This window comes from Bacillus sp. EB V-12 (assembly GCF_056158125.1).
Genome location: NZ_JBUXJL010000011.1, coordinates 69208 through 83730, shown reverse-complemented (window position 1 = coordinate 83730; position 14523 = coordinate 69208). Strand labels below are relative to the sequence as shown.

20 protein-coding genes and 1 pseudogene are annotated in these 14523 nt (G+C 34.9%); 10 read left to right on the top strand and 11 right to left on the bottom strand.

What is annotated here, in order from left to right:
* Window positions 1-3: 3 nt before the first annotated feature.
* Entirely contained in the window at window positions 4-231 is a 228-nt protein-coding gene (locus tag ACZDYH_RS25280; protein WP_000849112.1) for a hypothetical protein, read from the bottom strand.
* Window positions 232-460: 229 nt separating this feature from the next.
* The gene (locus tag ACZDYH_RS25275) at window positions 461-1573 is read right to left on the bottom strand and encodes a hypothetical protein (RefSeq protein ID WP_000737819.1); all 1113 of its coding nucleotides are present in this window, start codon (window positions 1571-1573) and stop codon (window positions 461-463) included.
* Window positions 1574-1665: 92 nt separating this feature from the next.
* On the opposite strand from ACZDYH_RS25275, the gene ACZDYH_RS25270 reads away from it, so the two are divergent.
* Window positions 1666-2337: an HAD family hydrolase gene (locus ACZDYH_RS25270; RefSeq protein ID WP_000617250.1), complete on the top strand. Its 672-nt coding sequence runs from the start codon at window positions 1666-1668 to the stop codon at window positions 2335-2337.
* A gap of 99 nt (window positions 2338-2436) precedes the next feature.
* Here ACZDYH_RS25270 and ACZDYH_RS25265 read toward each other — a convergent pair whose 3' ends face one another.
* From ACZDYH_RS25265 to ACZDYH_RS25255, 3 genes are all read right to left on the bottom strand, one after another.
* On the bottom strand, window positions 2437-2973 hold the full coding sequence (locus tag ACZDYH_RS25265; RefSeq protein WP_000361288.1) for a DUF3267 domain-containing protein: 537 nt from the start codon (window positions 2971-2973) through the stop codon (window positions 2437-2439).
* Window positions 2974-3085: 112 nt separating this feature from the next.
* Window positions 3086-3565: an antimutator 8-oxo-(dGTP/GTP)ase gene (mutTA, locus tag ACZDYH_RS25260; RefSeq protein WP_000276385.1), complete on the bottom strand. Its 480-nt coding sequence runs from the start codon at window positions 3563-3565 to the stop codon at window positions 3086-3088.
* Between the two features lie 84 nt (window positions 3566-3649).
* Window positions 3650-3967, bottom strand: a complete 318-nt coding sequence (locus ACZDYH_RS25255; protein ID WP_000448409.1) for a hypothetical protein — start codon at window positions 3965-3967, stop codon at window positions 3650-3652.
* Window positions 3968-4050: 83 nt separating this feature from the next.
* Between ACZDYH_RS25255 and ytzI the strand changes: the two genes are divergently transcribed.
* The 4 genes and pseudogenes from ytzI (at window position 4051) to ACZDYH_RS25235 (ending at window position 5255) form a co-directional block, all read left to right on the top strand.
* Window positions 4051-4200, top strand: a complete 150-nt coding sequence (gene ytzI, locus ACZDYH_RS25250; RefSeq protein ID WP_000472790.1) for a YtzI protein — start codon at window positions 4051-4053, stop codon at window positions 4198-4200.
* 1 nt (window position 4201) lies between these two features.
* A pseudogene (locus ACZDYH_RS25245) lies at window positions 4202-4432 on the top strand (DUF3953 domain-containing protein).
* A gap of 12 nt (window positions 4433-4444) precedes the next feature.
* Window positions 4445-4672 (top strand): DUF3953 domain-containing protein, encoded by a 228-nt coding sequence (locus ACZDYH_RS25240; protein WP_000911652.1) that lies wholly within the window; start codon window positions 4445-4447, stop codon window positions 4670-4672.
* Window positions 4673-5024: 352 nt separating this feature from the next.
* Window positions 5025-5255 carry a YczI family protein gene (locus tag ACZDYH_RS25235; RefSeq protein ID WP_000916678.1) on the top strand — a complete coding sequence of 77 codons (231 nt, stop codon included), beginning with the start codon at window positions 5025-5027 and terminating at the stop codon, window positions 5253-5255.
* Window positions 5256-5320: 65 nt separating this feature from the next.
* Here the strand turns inward: ACZDYH_RS25235 and luxS are convergent, their stop codons facing one another.
* Window positions 5321-5794: an S-ribosylhomocysteine lyase LuxS gene (gene luxS / locus ACZDYH_RS25230; RefSeq protein ID WP_001141371.1), complete on the bottom strand. Its 474-nt coding sequence runs from the start codon at window positions 5792-5794 to the stop codon at window positions 5321-5323.
* A 128-nt stretch (window positions 5795-5922) separates the two neighbouring features.
* On the opposite strand from luxS, the gene yidD reads away from it, so the two are divergent.
* Complete coding sequence (gene yidD / locus ACZDYH_RS25225) at window positions 5923-6159, top strand: membrane protein insertion efficiency factor YidD (protein WP_000809330.1); 237 nt, start codon at window positions 5923-5925, stop codon at window positions 6157-6159.
* On the opposite strand, the gene ACZDYH_RS25220 is transcribed toward yidD, so the two are convergent.
* Complete coding sequence (locus ACZDYH_RS25220) at window positions 6156-6719, bottom strand: beta-class carbonic anhydrase (protein WP_071722150.1); 564 nt, start codon at window positions 6717-6719, stop codon at window positions 6156-6158. The two genes, yidD and ACZDYH_RS25220, sit on opposite strands and share 4 nt — an antisense overlap.
* Before the next feature lie 224 nt (window positions 6720-6943).
* On the opposite strand from ACZDYH_RS25220, the gene cydA reads away from it, so the two are divergent.
* Both cydA and cydB read left to right on the top strand, forming a co-directional pair.
* Window positions 6944-8293, top strand: a complete 1350-nt coding sequence (gene cydA, locus ACZDYH_RS25215) for a cytochrome ubiquinol oxidase subunit I (protein ID WP_474887426.1) — start codon at window positions 6944-6946, stop codon at window positions 8291-8293.
* Window positions 8283-9311, top strand: coding sequence for a cytochrome d ubiquinol oxidase subunit II (cydB, locus tag ACZDYH_RS25210; RefSeq protein WP_000017662.1), 1029 nt, complete (start codon window positions 8283-8285; stop codon window positions 9309-9311). Before cydA ends, cydB begins: the two co-directional genes overlap by 11 nt.
* Window positions 9312-9477: 166 nt before the next feature.
* Here cydB and ACZDYH_RS25205 read toward each other — a convergent pair whose 3' ends face one another.
* The gene (locus ACZDYH_RS25205) at window positions 9478-9711 is read right to left on the bottom strand and encodes a spore germination protein (RefSeq protein WP_002005871.1); all 234 of its coding nucleotides are present in this window, start codon (window positions 9709-9711) and stop codon (window positions 9478-9480) included.
* Window positions 9712-10371: 660 nt separating this feature from the next.
* Here ACZDYH_RS25205 and ACZDYH_RS25200 point away from each other — a divergent pair.
* Both ACZDYH_RS25200 and ACZDYH_RS25195 read left to right on the top strand, forming a co-directional pair.
* Window positions 10372-11409 carry a YdcF family protein gene (locus ACZDYH_RS25200; protein WP_474887424.1) on the top strand — a complete coding sequence of 346 codons (1038 nt, stop codon included), beginning with the start codon at window positions 10372-10374 and terminating at the stop codon, window positions 11407-11409.
* A gap of 187 nt (window positions 11410-11596) precedes the next feature.
* Window positions 11597-12469, top strand: a complete 873-nt coding sequence (locus ACZDYH_RS25195) for a YitT family protein (protein ID WP_071731800.1) — start codon at window positions 11597-11599, stop codon at window positions 12467-12469.
* Between the two features lie 215 nt (window positions 12470-12684).
* Here the strand turns inward: ACZDYH_RS25195 and ACZDYH_RS25190 are convergent, their stop codons facing one another.
* The 3 genes from ACZDYH_RS25190 to ACZDYH_RS25180 are packed head-to-tail and all read right to left on the bottom strand — an operon-like array spanning window position 12685 to window position 14448.
* On the bottom strand, window positions 12685-13503 hold the full coding sequence (locus tag ACZDYH_RS25190) for a DUF4247 domain-containing protein (protein WP_000071190.1): 819 nt from the start codon (window positions 13501-13503) through the stop codon (window positions 12685-12687).
* Between the two features lie 12 nt (window positions 13504-13515).
* On the bottom strand, window positions 13516-14022 hold the full coding sequence (locus tag ACZDYH_RS25185; protein WP_000051755.1) for a DUF4178 domain-containing protein: 507 nt from the start codon (window positions 14020-14022) through the stop codon (window positions 13516-13518).
* Window positions 14023-14043: 21 nt separating this feature from the next.
* Entirely contained in the window at window positions 14044-14448 is a 405-nt protein-coding gene (locus ACZDYH_RS25180) for a DUF350 domain-containing protein (protein WP_000220087.1), read from the bottom strand.
* Window positions 14449-14523 lie beyond the last annotated feature (75 nt).

Below are 14523 nucleotides of genomic sequence, written 5' to 3'. Positions count from 1 at the left end.
CTTTTACCTTTTATCACACATTTTCGTTTCATTTGTAATGTTTCCATCCGCAACCGTAACTGTATGGAAACAGTCTTTCACACGTACTGTAACGACATTATCTTTTCGATCTATCACATGATAATCATTAAACTTTTCATTCAAAGCACTACGAATTTGCTCCCCTTCAAAAATCGGAAAACCGTGAGACATTACCCAAATGAGACCAGCAACAGCAAGAATCGTTTTCATACGTTTCATTACCTCCTCGAGAGTAAACTTATAGTCCCTACAACACGCGCATTATAATTGTGTCTAAATTGTGACATTTTTATACTAATTCTCTTTTGTGCCTCCAGTTCCTTCTTCTTTTTGATAAAAATACAGAATTTTCAATTTTATCAACATAAGAAAAAACGCAAAGAATTAAAAATTCTTCACGCTTTTCTTTAACGAAACTATATCGAAAGCATAACTCACATTAGTCTCCACTTTGTTGTTCTATCGTTTTCGAAACATCATATAATCCTGACAGCACTTCCGCTCTCATTTTTACAAGCTCAGGGAACTGATAGAAGAAAGCAATTTTCTTATATTTTAACTCTGTTCCTTCTTTCACTTTTTTTGAATCTTGTAAAATGAACGCTGTAAATGTATCTGCGATATCTTCCGTTACATTTGTTGTTCCATATAGCGATACAAAATCATCATGCTTTTCTTTATAAAATTCAATTTGTGCCTCTTCACTTTCTTCTACTTTCTTTTCTGTCCACTCTTGCTCAATTGGTTTCCAAAATTCATTATAAAATTGGTTAATATACGAAGTTTTTCTCGCACATCCATTTTTCAAGAACACCGTTTTACATTTATTTCGATATGATGAAATGTCTTTCTCTTCATCAAACGCCTCTAAATACTTTCTATCCACTGGTACTTGTTTATGTCCAATCGTTAATACGTGAGCCGTTTCATGAATTAATGTTTTCATCACTTCATCTATATTCACCCCAGAATCCAGCACGTCTAAACTAAGCACCCAATCTCTCGGGTCATCTATACTTGGCATGACATGGGCAACAACGCCATCATAACCATCCGTTATTAGACCAAATCCTGTTATATTCTCACGATATTTCACTGGGACGAGAGTGCGATACATGTCCCATAAGGTTTCATGATACTCTCTATCTTGTCGCTGACTTAACAAATCATCTTTTGCTACTTCGTCATCTGCAAAAACTTTATTCAATCTCTTACGATCCAATTTCTCAAAATAAGGATCTACAATTTCATCATCATCGATATAATAAGAAGCTAAAAAGAAGTAATTGTCATCCTCTTCTTTTTTCTGTTCCGCCTCTTTCATATTCATACTTTCATACTCTTCTATGTCATAATCCTCTACTTTTTCAAGTTCTGAAAGTCCCTCTATCTTTTTATATACTTTTTGTAATGTTTTATCTCCTATTTGCGTGCACTCTTCTTCTGTTTTACAAATTTCTTTTTCTTTTGTAACCTCGATAGCACTATCGCATCCTGCAACTAAACCGCTTGCTATAATACAACACACTAACTTGCCATACAGTTTCTTCATACAATCCCCCATTATTCCATTCTACAAAATATCATAATCATTTTTTTGCGAATATGCGATAATTAATTATAAAAACTGCAAGGAGGCTTCCCATGATTCGTGCAATCCTATTCGACTTAGATGGAACACTATTAGATCGGCGCCAATCTTTAGAACAATTTATTTGTGAGCAATATAATCGCTTCGCCTCACATTTGAAGAGCATAGAGAAATCAGAGTATTGTTCTCGATTTCTTGAACTCGATAATAATGGCTATACGTGGAAGGATAAAGTATATGCTACTCTCCTTTCCGAATACAACATTACTACTTTAACGCAAGAGCAACTACTACACGACTATATTACAAACTTCCAACATCATTGTATTCCTTTCAAAAACACGCATGAACTACTTCAACAGTTAAAACAGCGAAACATTAAAATTGGTATTATCACAAATGGTTTTACTGAATTTCAGATGAGCAACCTTCGAGCACTACATATACATACGTATACAAACACCATTCTCGTTTCAGAAGCTGAAGGAATAAAAAAACCTCACCCTGAAATTTTCGAACGTGCTTTGCAAAGACTAGATGTTAAGGCAGAAGAATGTCTTTATGTTGGAGATCATCCAGAAAACGATGTGCTTGGTTCTGAACAAGTAGGGATTCTTGGTGTTTGGAAAAAAGATTCGTTTTGGGGTGATTTTAAGCATTCACGTATCGTAGATGATTTGTTGGAGGTGCTTTCGTTTTTAGAGGTGGAGGTATCAACACAATAATAACAAATAAATTATATCAGCGATTTTCACAATATATCAATTCACCAACCAAAAGTAACAATAATAAGAGGAGGCGTTTTTCAAAAACGCCTCCTCTTATTATTCATACACTGTAAACTGTGGTTTACTCGGATGATCTTTTACTAGCGCATCATCTGGAAACTTTGAAACTTTTTGATATACGGCAATGTCGCCGATACACCCTGCTGTTAGTAGAATTCCTAAAAATGAGAGTGGCTCCAGATTCATAGCTAATCCCAATACAATTGGCAAAATTCCAGTTGGTAAAAACGGAAGCATTAACACTTTCTTCATTTGCTTTACTGTAACCGCCTGTTTAGAATGAGCATATGCAACACCTAATTTCCAATTAACGCCCCATTTTAGTTCACTCCACGGAACACCTCCGATATAGCGAAAGCCAATTAAATGTATCGCTTCATGAATACAAACGAGAACAATCATTGCGATAATAAAAAGAAACATCGTTAATAATGTAACTTCGACTTGAACCCCACCTGAAAGAAATATATGCAAATAACCAATTCCAAACGACAAAGCAATTATTATAAAAAATAAAGAAAAGTTTAATTTAACCATCGAAACAGTAACAGTCGTTTCTTTTCTTTTATCCATCTTCCCCCTCCTAAAATGTAAATATATCTTTACAAAATTGTATAATATACCCAAAATAATGTAAAGATATATTTACATTTATTCTTACATACAAAAAAAGAAACCGGCTACTTTACTTCGTAAAACAGCCGATTTCTTCTATATGTTTCATCGTACGCGCTAATACGTCATCGCGCATTATAAAGCTAAATTTTCTATTCGTTTTAATGTTGTCAGGAATGTCTTTTAATAAAACAGACCCTTTCGTTTCTTCGTAATGCGTATGTTCTTCTACCGCACTAATTGTTGCAAAATAAATGTTTTTAATGATTATTTTGTCTTTTCCAGATACTTTGTATTGTCCTAAGTAAGTTAAATCAGAAACTATGCCGCCGGTTTCTTCATGAACCTCTCGAACTGCCGCTTCTTCCGGTGTTTCCCCTAGTTCTACTTTACCACCTGGAAATTCAAGACCGCGACGTAAATGATGCGTTAATAACCATTGATCCCCGTACCGGCATACAACCCAAACATGCTTTGGCTCAGGAGAAAATGGATAACGTTCAAACGATAATTGTACAGTGTTGTGGTAATAATCTTTAAATTTGTACATGCCATTACTCCCCTATTGATGGTTACAAGTTTTTCCTACCACAAATTGTAGCATATTCTCGCTTTTCTGCATAATATTATCCAATTACAATCCATTGATTATTCCCATTTGCGCGACTAATTCTTTCGTCTCATGATTTCCTAAATCATAAATCATTTTATATGCTTTTTGTAGTTGTTCATCATATCGGTCATTATTTGAATCGTGATGATACTCAACAAATGGAACGTGGGAGCGTACAAATGACCCTAAATCTTCTACATATGCTTGATCGAAGTGCTCTCTTAATTCCGTAATTTCCTCATCATTTGCGGAAATCTCAAAATTATAAGTATCCGCCGTCTTCACTTGTGAAATTTGACCGTTTCCTATTGATATATAATATGTTTTTTTCGTCTCCATGTAACACCCTTCTTTCATCCTTTTAATTTCTATTGTTTTCATCAATTACAAAATTATGTAAAATAAAGAAAAGGAGGGGTTTTATGTTCAAAATATTAATTATCGGTATTATCATCGTCCTAATCATCCTCGTACTCTCCATCATGACAATTAATAAAGGCTATGCTTATAAACATTCCGTCGATAAACTAGAAGATAATCCTTATACAAAAAAGAATAAGGAGGATTCATAATATGCTTCGTATACTCCGCATCATAGTAGCCCTCACTGTGATCGTTATGTCGGCAATTGGATCATATACAGGTCAAAATAAATTTTTACCTCTTTCATAATTTCTATTAGGGGCTTTAATGTTTCTCATCGCATTTGAACAAATAAAGAAAAAGGAATTAGCAACTGGACTTATTTGTATTATTGCCGGTGCTTTCATTTGGATAGTTCTCATTATTACCTACATAAAATAGAGGAGGTCTTTTATGCTAAAAGGGGGGCGGATTACTTTATCACTTATTGCCTTATCTATAGCAATCTATGGATTTTTTACTGGTAGTAGAGAAATAATGCCTTATATGTTCATCTTTTTAGGAGGTATGGCCCTCACCATAAGTTTAGAGGAAATATTAAAACGACAAACAGGAGGTAGTCTGCTCGCTCTACTAGCAGGGGCCGCTGCTTTATTTATTGGTTTCACAGAGATATTCTAGTAAATGGTCTAAAGGAGGCTATACAATGCTAACTCTAACTATATTACGGATTTTTTTAGCATTTCTCATGCTTCTCTTACTCACTCTAAGCACTTATGTCCATGTTACCGATAATTTTTCACTTCTTCCATACTTACAATTTATTCTCAGTTGTTCCTTTATTCTTCTAGGAATTAATGAATTAAAATCCGGACGAAAATCAATGAGTATCCCGTATTTTTTCGTTTCTGGTCTTATATTCTTCTTCTTAATATCGAACTACTTTCACTACATGTAGAATGAAATTTTGACCAATTTAGCATTTATAATTATTTTCTCTCAGTAACTATGTCTTTCTACTAAGGGGGATTCCATGTTAAAAAACATTCGAATTATAATCGCCACTATCGCTCTTTCTCTCGCCCTATTTAGCTTCTTTGCAAACTTCACTATTCTTTTACCTTACGTGTTTATCCTTTTAAGTATTATGTTTATCCTTTTTGGAATTGATGAAATGAAGAAACAGGAAAAAGCAAAAGCATTTGTTTATTTTCTCGGTTCTGCCTTTGTTTTATATGTTGGAGTATCTAATATATTTTCATAAAAAAGAAGAGTATGGTCGCTCTTAGCACAATAAAAAAACTGCCCTTTCACAGGCAGTTTTCCTTTTTATCCAAACACTTTCTCAAGTTCATCTTTATCTTGGCTTAACCAGAAGTTCATTAAGCGTTGTGCTCCTTCTAAATCGTGAAGCTTCGCTTGACCACATTGTGTTTCATTTGCAGCTGGAATTTCTGTAATTTGAACCGCATCTTTTAATGTTAGTTCTAATAAATCAATAATTTCTCGTACTGTCGGTGTTCCGCTTACTACAAGATAATATCCTGTTTGGCAGCCCATCGGTGAAATATCGATAATATCAAAGTGCGGATAACGATCAATATATTTACGTAAATTAAATGCTAATAAATGTTCTAACGTATGAATAACATCTGGTTTCATTGCTTGTTTATTCGGTTGGCAGAAACGAATATCAAATTTATTTACAATACCGTCACTACCTACATTGTGAACTCCGCAATGTCTTACATAAGGTGCCTTTACAATCGTATGATCTAATTCAAAGCTTTCTACTGATGGCATACAACATCTCTCCCGCTTTTAATTTAATTCCGTTATATCCAATATGATATAACGGAAATGCACATTAGTAAAGTATTATGTACAGTCGTGCTATAATACTTTAAGAATATGCTGAAAAGGAGACCGTTATGAAACAGATTTTTATTGGGATTATACGCTTTTATCAAAAATTCATTTCTCCGATGACACCACCAACATGCCGTTTTTATCCGACTTGTTCTCATTACGGATTAGAGGCGTTTCAAAAACATGGTGCATTCAAAGGCTTTTGGCTTACTTGTAAGCGTATATTAAAATGTCACCCTTTCCACCCGGGAGGATTTGATCCTGTCCCAGATAAAAAGGATGACAAAGTAAATTCTTAATTGTCGTAACCATTTACAACTAAATCTAATTTTCCTGTATCAGGATCTATAACAAGACCGTGAACAGGTACTTCTTCCGGAAGTAATGGGTGGTTGCGAAGTACTGATACGCTATGTTCTACACTTTCTTCCACACTAGAGAAACCGCGCAAGAATTGTTCTAAATCGATTCCAGAATAACGAAGCATATCTAATTTGTCTTCTGTTATACCGCGTTCTTTCATTTTCTCAATCGTACTGCTTGCTTGAATTTTTGCCATACCACAATCATGGTGACCAACTACACAAACTTCATCAGCGCCAAGTTCGTATACAGCGACTAAAATACTACGCATAATACTTCCAAATGGATGTGAAATAACAGCGCCTGCTACTTTAATAATTTTCACATCACCGTTACGCATATTCATCGCTTTCGGTAATAGTTCAACAAGTCTTGTATCCATACAAGAAATAATTACCATCTTTTTGTTTGGAAATTTCCCCGCTACAAACTCTTCATATTTTTTCTCTTCAACAAATTTCTCATTGTACTGCAAAATCTCTTCTAATGACTTCATAGTAAGGAACCCTCTTTTCTCTCATTTACACTACATAAATAGTGTACCAAAATATGAAAAACTCAAAAAGGATATCGCTTTATAGTAAAAATAAGATATTTTCAGATAATCGACATAATTCTTTCAAAATATACACACAGCTTTGTAACAAGTTTCACATACTTTAAACGTATTTTCACTATAAACTGATTGTAGATAATGTAAAAAAGGAGTGAATATTCATTATGTCCGACGTTCTGTTACTGAGTCGTTTTCAATTTGCAATTACTATTTTTTATCACTTTTTATTTGTACCTTTGACAATCGGACTTGTCATTTTAGTAGCATGTATGGAAACTCAATACGCCCGCACATTGAATCCAACATACCGCAAAATGGCAAATTTCTGGGGTAAATTATTTACAATTAACTTCGTAATGGGGATTATAACCGGGATTACGATGGAATTCCAATTTGGAACAAACTGGTCTGAGTACTCCAAATATATGGGAGACATTTTCGGATCACCTCTCGCAATCGAAGCACTTGTTGCCTTCTTCTTAGAATCTACTTTCATGGGAATATGGTTATTCGGTAAAGACAAAATTTCACCAAAGTTCCGTGCCTTCTGCATGTGGATGGTTGCACTTGGAACAAACATTTCTGCCCTTTGGATTATTACAGCAAACGGCTTTATGCAAAACCCTGTTGGCTACGTAGTACGTAACGGCCGCGCTGAATTAAATGATTTCTGGGCACTCGTTACGAATCCATACGCTTGGAATATGTTCTTCCATACTGTAGTTGGTTGTTATATTGTTGGTGCTTTCTTCGTTATGGCAATTAGTGCCTATCACTTATTACGTAAAAATGAAGTTGAATTCTTCAAAAAATCATTTAAGTTCGGCTTAATGTTAGGCTTATTCGCCGCAACAATTACACCGTTTATGGGACATCAATCTGGTGTATCAGCGGCTAAATATCAACCCGCAAAAGGAGCTGCGATGGAAGCAGTTTGGGAAACCGGAAAAGGACAAGGCTTCTCAATTGTTCAAATTCCTGATGTGAAAAACGAGAAGAATTTTGAATTCCTTACGATTCCAAAACTCGGAAGCTTCTTCTATACAAACTCATTTGATGGCGAAATTGTTGGTTTAAAAGATATTCCGAAAGATGAACGTCCAAATGTTAACCTCGTGTATTATAGCTTCCGATTAATGGTTGCACTCGGTATGTTCTTTATGGCATTAACTTGGTATGGCTTCTATTTAAACCGAAAAGGAAAACTAGAAAACTCAAAAGGTTATTTAAAAATTACAATATGGTCTGTCTTACTTCCTTATATCGCGATTAACGCAGGATGGATCGTCGCTGAAGTAGGTCGCCAGCCATGGACAGTATATAAACTAATGCGTACAGCAGAATCTGTATCACCTATATCCGTTCCGCAAATTTGGTTCTCATTAATTAGTTTAATTTTGTTCTACACTTTACTTTTAATAGCAGACGTATATTTAATGCTGAAGTTTGCGAAAAAAGGACCTGCCGCATTAGAAGAACCTGCTACTGAGGGAGGTGTGGCTCATGTCTCATGATATGCTTGCAATCATCTGGTTCGGTTTATGGGGCGTGATTTGGACAGTTTACTTCATTCTTGACGGGTATGCACTTGGTAACGGAATGATTTTTCCCTTCGTTACGAAAGATCGACAAGAACGAAATCAATTACAAGAAGCAATTGGCCCGTTCTGGGGCGGTAATGAAGTATGGTTAATTACAGCTGGTGGCGCAACATTTGCTGCCTTCCCAGTCACGTATGCTAATATGTTTAGTTATTTATATACACCGTTATTCTTAGTATTACTTGCACTATTTGCTCGTGCCGCTGGACTGGAATTCATGCATAAAGATGATTCACCAATTTGGCAAAAAACTTGTAAATGGGCATTTGCAATTGGCAGTTTCCTAATCGCCTTCTTATTCGGTGTTACATTCGCTAACTTGTATTACGGACTACAAATCGGAAAAAATGGCTATGAAGGAAATTTACTTAGCTTACTAAACCATTACGGTATATTAGGTGGTCTTTTCTTCACTGCTATATTTGTCGTATCCGGTGCCCTTTGGGTCATGATTAAAACAACTGGTGAAGTATCTGATCGTGCTTATAAAATCGCAAGACCATTTTCAATGGCAGCTGCTATCATTTTAGCTATTTTCTATGTAGCAACTGCTAATAGAACAAACTTATTCCAAAACTTTACAGAATATCCGGTACTATTCATTCTTCCAGTACTTGCAATGCTAATGAGTGTACTCGCACTAATTATGGTGTACAAACATAAAATTGGCCTTGCATTCACATTCGTTTGCCTAACAATCGCAATGTTTATGACAACTGGCTTTGCAGGTATGTTCCCAAGAATGTTACCATCTCGTATTAACGATGCATACAGTACAACGTTATACAACGCAGCTGGTAGTCAATTAAACTTAAAAATTATGTTCTTCGTTGCAATGGTCATGGTACCAATCGTTATTGGATATCAGCTTTGGAGCTACAGTATATTTAAAAATAAAATTCATAAAGACTCTGCTAAAGGGTATCACTAAGGTAAAAAAAGACACTTCATTTGAAGTGTCTTTTTTATACGTATGATTTTTAATAAGATGTTATATTTCTAATCTAACAACTACACTATAGAAGAATCATTAACAGCTCACAGCTAGATTGTATCATAGGGCAACTTCATCATTTTATGCAATTTTACATACTGTACTATAAGGTAAACTGTATCCCCTGATCATTCACATCATTATCCCATACATCAGCTGTACTAATTCCGCTAAACGTTTGTACTTTCATTCCTGTATTTGATGATCCCGATCCATTATAAGCCTTCGTCTTTTCAATCGGCTGTACATTATATTTATCCCCTACATTAATTGTTCCATTGCAGTTTTCAATAATAACACCTTCCACAACTGCCGGCATTTTGTCACCCACTTTCATTTCTTTACTTTTATTTTATGAAAATCGCCTAGAAAAATAGCATGTTTCAATAAGAAAAAGCACTCAAATTGAGTGCTTTTTCTTTAAGCATAAAGACAAGTTTGGAGACAGTTGACTTCTTCAAAATTTTATTAGGGGTAATATTTTGAAAAAGAAAGCCTTTCATATGTAGGTTAACACCACTGGAATATATAGTAAATTGATAATATTTATACGGAAGATTGCTAATGTTTAGTATAGATAGTTTACACTATGCTAACAGTGAAAACTATCTATACTAATAAAAAAAAGATGCCTTCAAAGAAGCCACCTTTCAAAAACAGAATTATTTATTGTTATACGATTGTTAGATACAAAAAGTAGAGGGAAATGTTTGTATGAAATTCTGCTTTATAAAGTCTGTCTACAACTTATATTGTAATCCTCTTCATTTGAAAAAAAATATAATATGCACAATTGCATACAAAAAGAAAAAGCACTCTATTGAGTGCCTTTTCAACCATTTTACTTTTAATATATCGCTTTGAATATATTGTAACATACGTATCTATATATTTTATTAAGAAAATTCAAAATCCTTTTTCTTTCATTTTCACTTATAAAATCATGTAATATAAAAGGTATGTCAAATTCTTATACAAGTTGAGGTGTACTATATTTATGCTGTATTTTGGAATTATTCCTCTTATATTGTTTATTATTTTTCTTATCTCATATTTAAAAGATCCGCGGAAAATAATAAACGGCTTTTTATTTAATGCCTTTGTCTGTTTTTTCCTTCTTTTTTGTGTGATTATATCTGTGAATTCAAGTAGTGATGTCCTACGCTATATTATAATTTTACCTATTTTAGCACTTCTTATTATGCTTCCTTTCGGTATTGTTGCTTTAATGTTTGGGCTATTTCTTAATGCTAGAATTTTAATGAAGCGAGAAGGAAGACGGTTCGCCAACTGTTTAACACTCCTTGCTGCTTTAGGGATGTTATTCTTTATGTTACTCCCTATTATAAACCCAGCAAGTTTGGTCTCATCGCATTTAGAGCCTATTTTTGCAGCTATTTCTCTTATAAGCTTCTATTTCTTTATACACTTATCTAACTTCTTAAGCGCATATTTTTTATACCAATTCAACAGACCAAGACGTAATCAAGATTTCATTATCGTTCTTGGTAGCGGCTTAATTAATGATAAAGTACCACCTTTACTTGCAAGCCGCATTAATAAAGCGATCGACTTCTATTGGAAACAAGCCGCTGTGAATACACCACCAACAATTATTTTTTCTGGTGGACAAGGTCCAGATGAAGGTCTTCCAGAAGCGGAAGCGATGCAAAGTTACGCTGTTGAAAAAGGAATTCCTCTTGAACATACAGTCCAGGAAAATCGCTCTGTAAACACATATCAAAATATGCTGTTCTCTAAAGAAATTATGGATTCTTTAAAACCAGAAGGTAAATATAAAAGTATTTTTACAACGAATAATTTCCACCTTTTCCGTGCTGGTATATATGCAAGACAAGCTGGTCTTAACAGCCAAGGTATTGGATCAAAAACTGCATTTTATTACTGGCCTAACGCAATGATCCGTGAATATGTTGCGATTGTCGTAATGGGACGTAAGCGCCATATGAAAATATGTGGAACTATTTTAGGCTTCGCTTTATTCGTATCAGTACTTAGTTTTATATTTTCTTAATAGCATCCCATCCTTTGAAAGGATGGGATTTCTTATACTGATTTCAAAAATATTTTAAAGATAATCTGGTGATAATATTCCCTGCATACATCCATTAAAGGAGAATTTTTTCAAATTAAATGTTAAAATAAAATTTAGGTGTGAATGACGTAACAAATAAGAAACTAGTTTGAAACGAGGAAATTACATGGAGAAAATTATCAAAAACAAGCCCAATAAGCTAAGAATTGCTTCAAAAGCTTTGATGATTATTATTGGGGCATTTATCACAGCGTACGGATTAGAAGCAGTATTAATTCCAAATAACGTATCAGACGGTGGTGTAACTGGTTTAAGTATCGTTAGTTCAAGATTATTTGGATTGCCATTAGGAGCTCTAATCGCAGTTATTAACATTCCTTTCGTTTGGTTAGGGTATAAGCAAATCGGTAAAAGCTTTGCGATTTATTCCATTATCGGGATTGCTTCATTAGCAGTAGGTACCGTTGTCATGCACGGAATACCAGCTATTATTGAAGGCGATACATTATTAGTTACAGTTGTTGGTGGTATTATCATCGGTTTTGGTATGGGACTAGCATTACGTAACGGTGGGGCATTAGATGGAATCGATATGCTTGCTGTATTGCTTTCTCGTAAGTTACCATTTGGAACGAGTGACCTTATTTTATTCTTAAACATGTTCGTATTTATTTTCGTATCAACGGTATTCGGCCTGCAAGGAGCTATCCTTTCGGCAATTGCTTACTTTATCGCTTCGAAAGTGATTCATATCGTTGAAGTTGGTTTAAGTGGTTCAAAAGCATTTAAAATTATTACAAAAGAGCCTGAATTAATGGTAGAAACAATTCGCGATCGTTTAGGCCGAAGTGCAACATATAACGAAGTATACGGTGGTTATTCAAGAGAGAAATTCAAAGAAATTTCTTGCGTAATTAACCGTTTAGAAGAAAGTAAAATGAAAGAACTTATTAATGAAATCGATCCTAATGCCTTTATTACCGTTTATGACGTAGCAGAAGTAAAAGGCGGTAACTTTAAGAAACGTGATATTCATTAATCGTTATGAAAAAGAGGGTGTGCCAAAATTTTGGCACACCCTCTTTTTATTATTAAGTTGCTATCGTTGTCAGTTTTTGTCGGTAAGTCGATATATTTCAATAATCGCTGATATATTTTTACTTCCTCCCTTATGCCTAAATCGTACCACCTGAGAGGAATTAATTCCCATAACAAAAAAGACCAAAAAGCAAATTCCACTTTTCGGTCTCTACACTATCTTCTCTTCGTAATTTTTCCTGAACCACCGACCCTCGTTTTCGGAGGAGATGTATTCCTTGGCGGCGTTTTAATAGATGATTTTGGCTTCACATCTGATCCGCTTGAACCGCCTGGTGTTTTTGTAATTTTACCCTTGCTTCCAGTAGAAGGTGGGGGCGTCGTATTACTTCCTTTTTCAGTAATACTTCCCTTATCACCTACTGATGGTTTCGAATCTACATTATCACCTCGCTTAATGATAGACCCTTTCCCTTCCTTCGTAATTGGAGGTGGGGTTTTCTTTTCTTCTTTCGTAGGTGGTCTCTCTGGAATAACTGGTTTATGATTTTGTCTGTCATTATATCCTCGATAATCACCGTATGATGATTTTCGTGAACCGAATATATCGTTTAATATGCTACCCATAATATATCCTTGCAAGAAGGACGGTTGGTAATTTTGACGGACAAATTCTTTATTACTTATTTCAATTAACGTATCAGATGGTTTCTCTTTATCCTTTTGCAGGTTATAAATCTTATCAGAATAAACGAGGAACATTTGATTTTCGTCTTCTTTAGATGCTTGCTTCGGTTCTCTTTCGTTAATGAGTTCCTTCGCTACTTCAGGAACTGACCGATTGGCGGCCCTATACACGTAAGATTCTTGTTTACCTTCCTTGGCAACAGATTCAAGTGGATAACGGTCTTGAATCGACTTTGTCTGCCCGCCTTGACAACCTGATAAGGCATAACCAGCAACAACAAGTAATATAACGATAGCAAGTATAGGGATCACAAACGATTTAATCATGGTAAACAATCGGTTTGACATGATTACGCCCCCTTACGTTGCTCTTATAATTTGTACATCAGCAGGAATGATTGCTTCTCCCTCATACATCATTGTGCGACCATTTTGCCATTCAATACGCAATAATTTTCGATTATCTGATTGGAATTCCCATACGTACTGTTCCTCTGAAGCGGAGAATGGTGTTTTCCCCATCACAACAACACGTCCGTTATATTGTTCTTCCATATGATACTCAGTATCATCCATTTCAATTGTCGTCGGAATTTCCTCAATTGAATCTAAGCGACCATCAATTGGTGTATATAATTTGTAATACGTATTTTCACGATCTTCAATTTTTAAATAACGAATGTCTTTCCCGTCTTGCAGTGTTAAAACAATTTCCTTGCGAGAATGCATACTCGTTTTCCCAGTTAATTCGTACATGACTAATGAAACTTCAATCATATCACCAGGAGCTAACGTTAAAAGACTCTTTTCCGGCTTCGGTGGCTCTGGGCTTTTCATTATATTTTTAATTCGTTTAAATAAACTCATGATCTACCCCTCCTTTTCTCTTTATAAACAAGCACCTAAAATAAGTGCACCAACAATATGTAATGATCCAGCTAACATCGCATGTGCAACGCTGCCTTCTTTCGTACCTTCTTCTAAATCTAAGCCAGACATTTTCTTTAACACAAATTCGATAAACATTTCTACCACTAATAAAATAACGAAAGAAACTGCTGATGCAAGTAGTGCTTGCCATAAATCATTTGCTTTCGTTATCGATTGAGATAAAATGTACCCTTGTGCAAATAATTTCATAATAAAACGAGTTGTTACAGCTGTATTCCCATTTTTGATTTCTTTTAAATCATTGTATTTTGTAAAAATCGAATCAACCCACATAATTGCAAATAAAAGTACTGCACTCGCTCCAGTCCATACAAGCATGGCAACTACATTCATCCATGTCATTGCAAAACCTCCTCTAAAATATAATAGAAAACCGACATGAATATATTTAGACATGTCGGTTCATTTGTCTTTATT

What these genes read in the sequence shown, in the direction of transcription:
- ACZDYH_RS25280 (WP_000849112.1), bottom strand. Translation starts at nt 231, where the DNA reads ATGAAAACGATTCTTGCTGTTGCTGGTCTCATTTGGGTAATGTCTCAC.
- ACZDYH_RS25275 (WP_000737819.1), bottom strand. Translation starts at nt 1,573, where the DNA reads ATGAAGAAACTGTATGGCAAGTTAGTGTGTTGTATTATAGCAAGCGGT.
- ACZDYH_RS25270 (WP_000617250.1), top strand. Translation starts at nt 1,666, where the DNA reads ATGATTCGTGCAATCCTATTCGACTTAGATGGAACACTATTAGATCGG.
- ACZDYH_RS25265 (WP_000361288.1), bottom strand. Translation starts at nt 2,973, where the DNA reads ATGGATAAAAGAAAAGAAACGACTGTTACTGTTTCGATGGTTAAATTA.
- mutTA (WP_000276385.1), bottom strand. Translation starts at nt 3,565, where the DNA reads ATGTACAAATTTAAAGATTATTACCACAACACTGTACAATTATCGTTT.
- ACZDYH_RS25255 (WP_000448409.1), bottom strand. Translation starts at nt 3,967, where the DNA reads ATGGAGACGAAAAAAACATATTATATATCAATAGGAAACGGTCAAATT.
- ytzI (WP_000472790.1), top strand. Translation starts at nt 4,051, where the DNA reads ATGTTCAAAATATTAATTATCGGTATTATCATCGTCCTAATCATCCTC.
- ACZDYH_RS25240 (WP_000911652.1), top strand. Translation starts at nt 4,445, where the DNA reads ATGCTAAAAGGGGGGCGGATTACTTTATCACTTATTGCCTTATCTATA.
- ACZDYH_RS25235 (WP_000916678.1), top strand. Translation starts at nt 5,025, where the DNA reads ATGTTAAAAAACATTCGAATTATAATCGCCACTATCGCTCTTTCTCTC.
- luxS (WP_001141371.1), bottom strand. Translation starts at nt 5,794, where the DNA reads ATGCCATCAGTAGAAAGCTTTGAATTAGATCATACGATTGTAAAGGCA.
- yidD (WP_000809330.1), top strand. Translation starts at nt 5,923, where the DNA reads ATGAAACAGATTTTTATTGGGATTATACGCTTTTATCAAAAATTCATT.
- ACZDYH_RS25220 (WP_071722150.1), bottom strand. Translation starts at nt 6,719, where the DNA reads ATGAAGTCATTAGAAGAGATTTTGCAGTACAATGAGAAATTTGTTGAA.
- cydA (WP_474887426.1), top strand. Translation starts at nt 6,944, where the DNA reads ATGTCCGACGTTCTGTTACTGAGTCGTTTTCAATTTGCAATTACTATT.
- cydB (WP_000017662.1), top strand. Translation starts at nt 8,283, where the DNA reads ATGTCTCATGATATGCTTGCAATCATCTGGTTCGGTTTATGGGGCGTG.
- ACZDYH_RS25205 (WP_002005871.1), bottom strand. Translation starts at nt 9,711, where the DNA reads ATGAAAGTGGGTGACAAAATGCCGGCAGTTGTGGAAGGTGTTATTATT.
- ACZDYH_RS25200 (WP_474887424.1), top strand. Translation starts at nt 10,372, where the DNA reads ATGCTGTATTTTGGAATTATTCCTCTTATATTGTTTATTATTTTTCTT.
- ACZDYH_RS25195 (WP_071731800.1), top strand. Translation starts at nt 11,597, where the DNA reads ATGGAGAAAATTATCAAAAACAAGCCCAATAAGCTAAGAATTGCTTCA.
- ACZDYH_RS25190 (WP_000071190.1), bottom strand. Translation starts at nt 13,503, where the DNA reads ATGTCAAACCGATTGTTTACCATGATTAAATCGTTTGTGATCCCTATA.
- ACZDYH_RS25185 (WP_000051755.1), bottom strand. Translation starts at nt 14,022, where the DNA reads ATGAGTTTATTTAAACGAATTAAAAATATAATGAAAAGCCCAGAGCCA.
- ACZDYH_RS25180 (WP_000220087.1), bottom strand. Translation starts at nt 14,448, where the DNA reads ATGACATGGATGAATGTAGTTGCCATGCTTGTATGGACTGGAGCGAGT.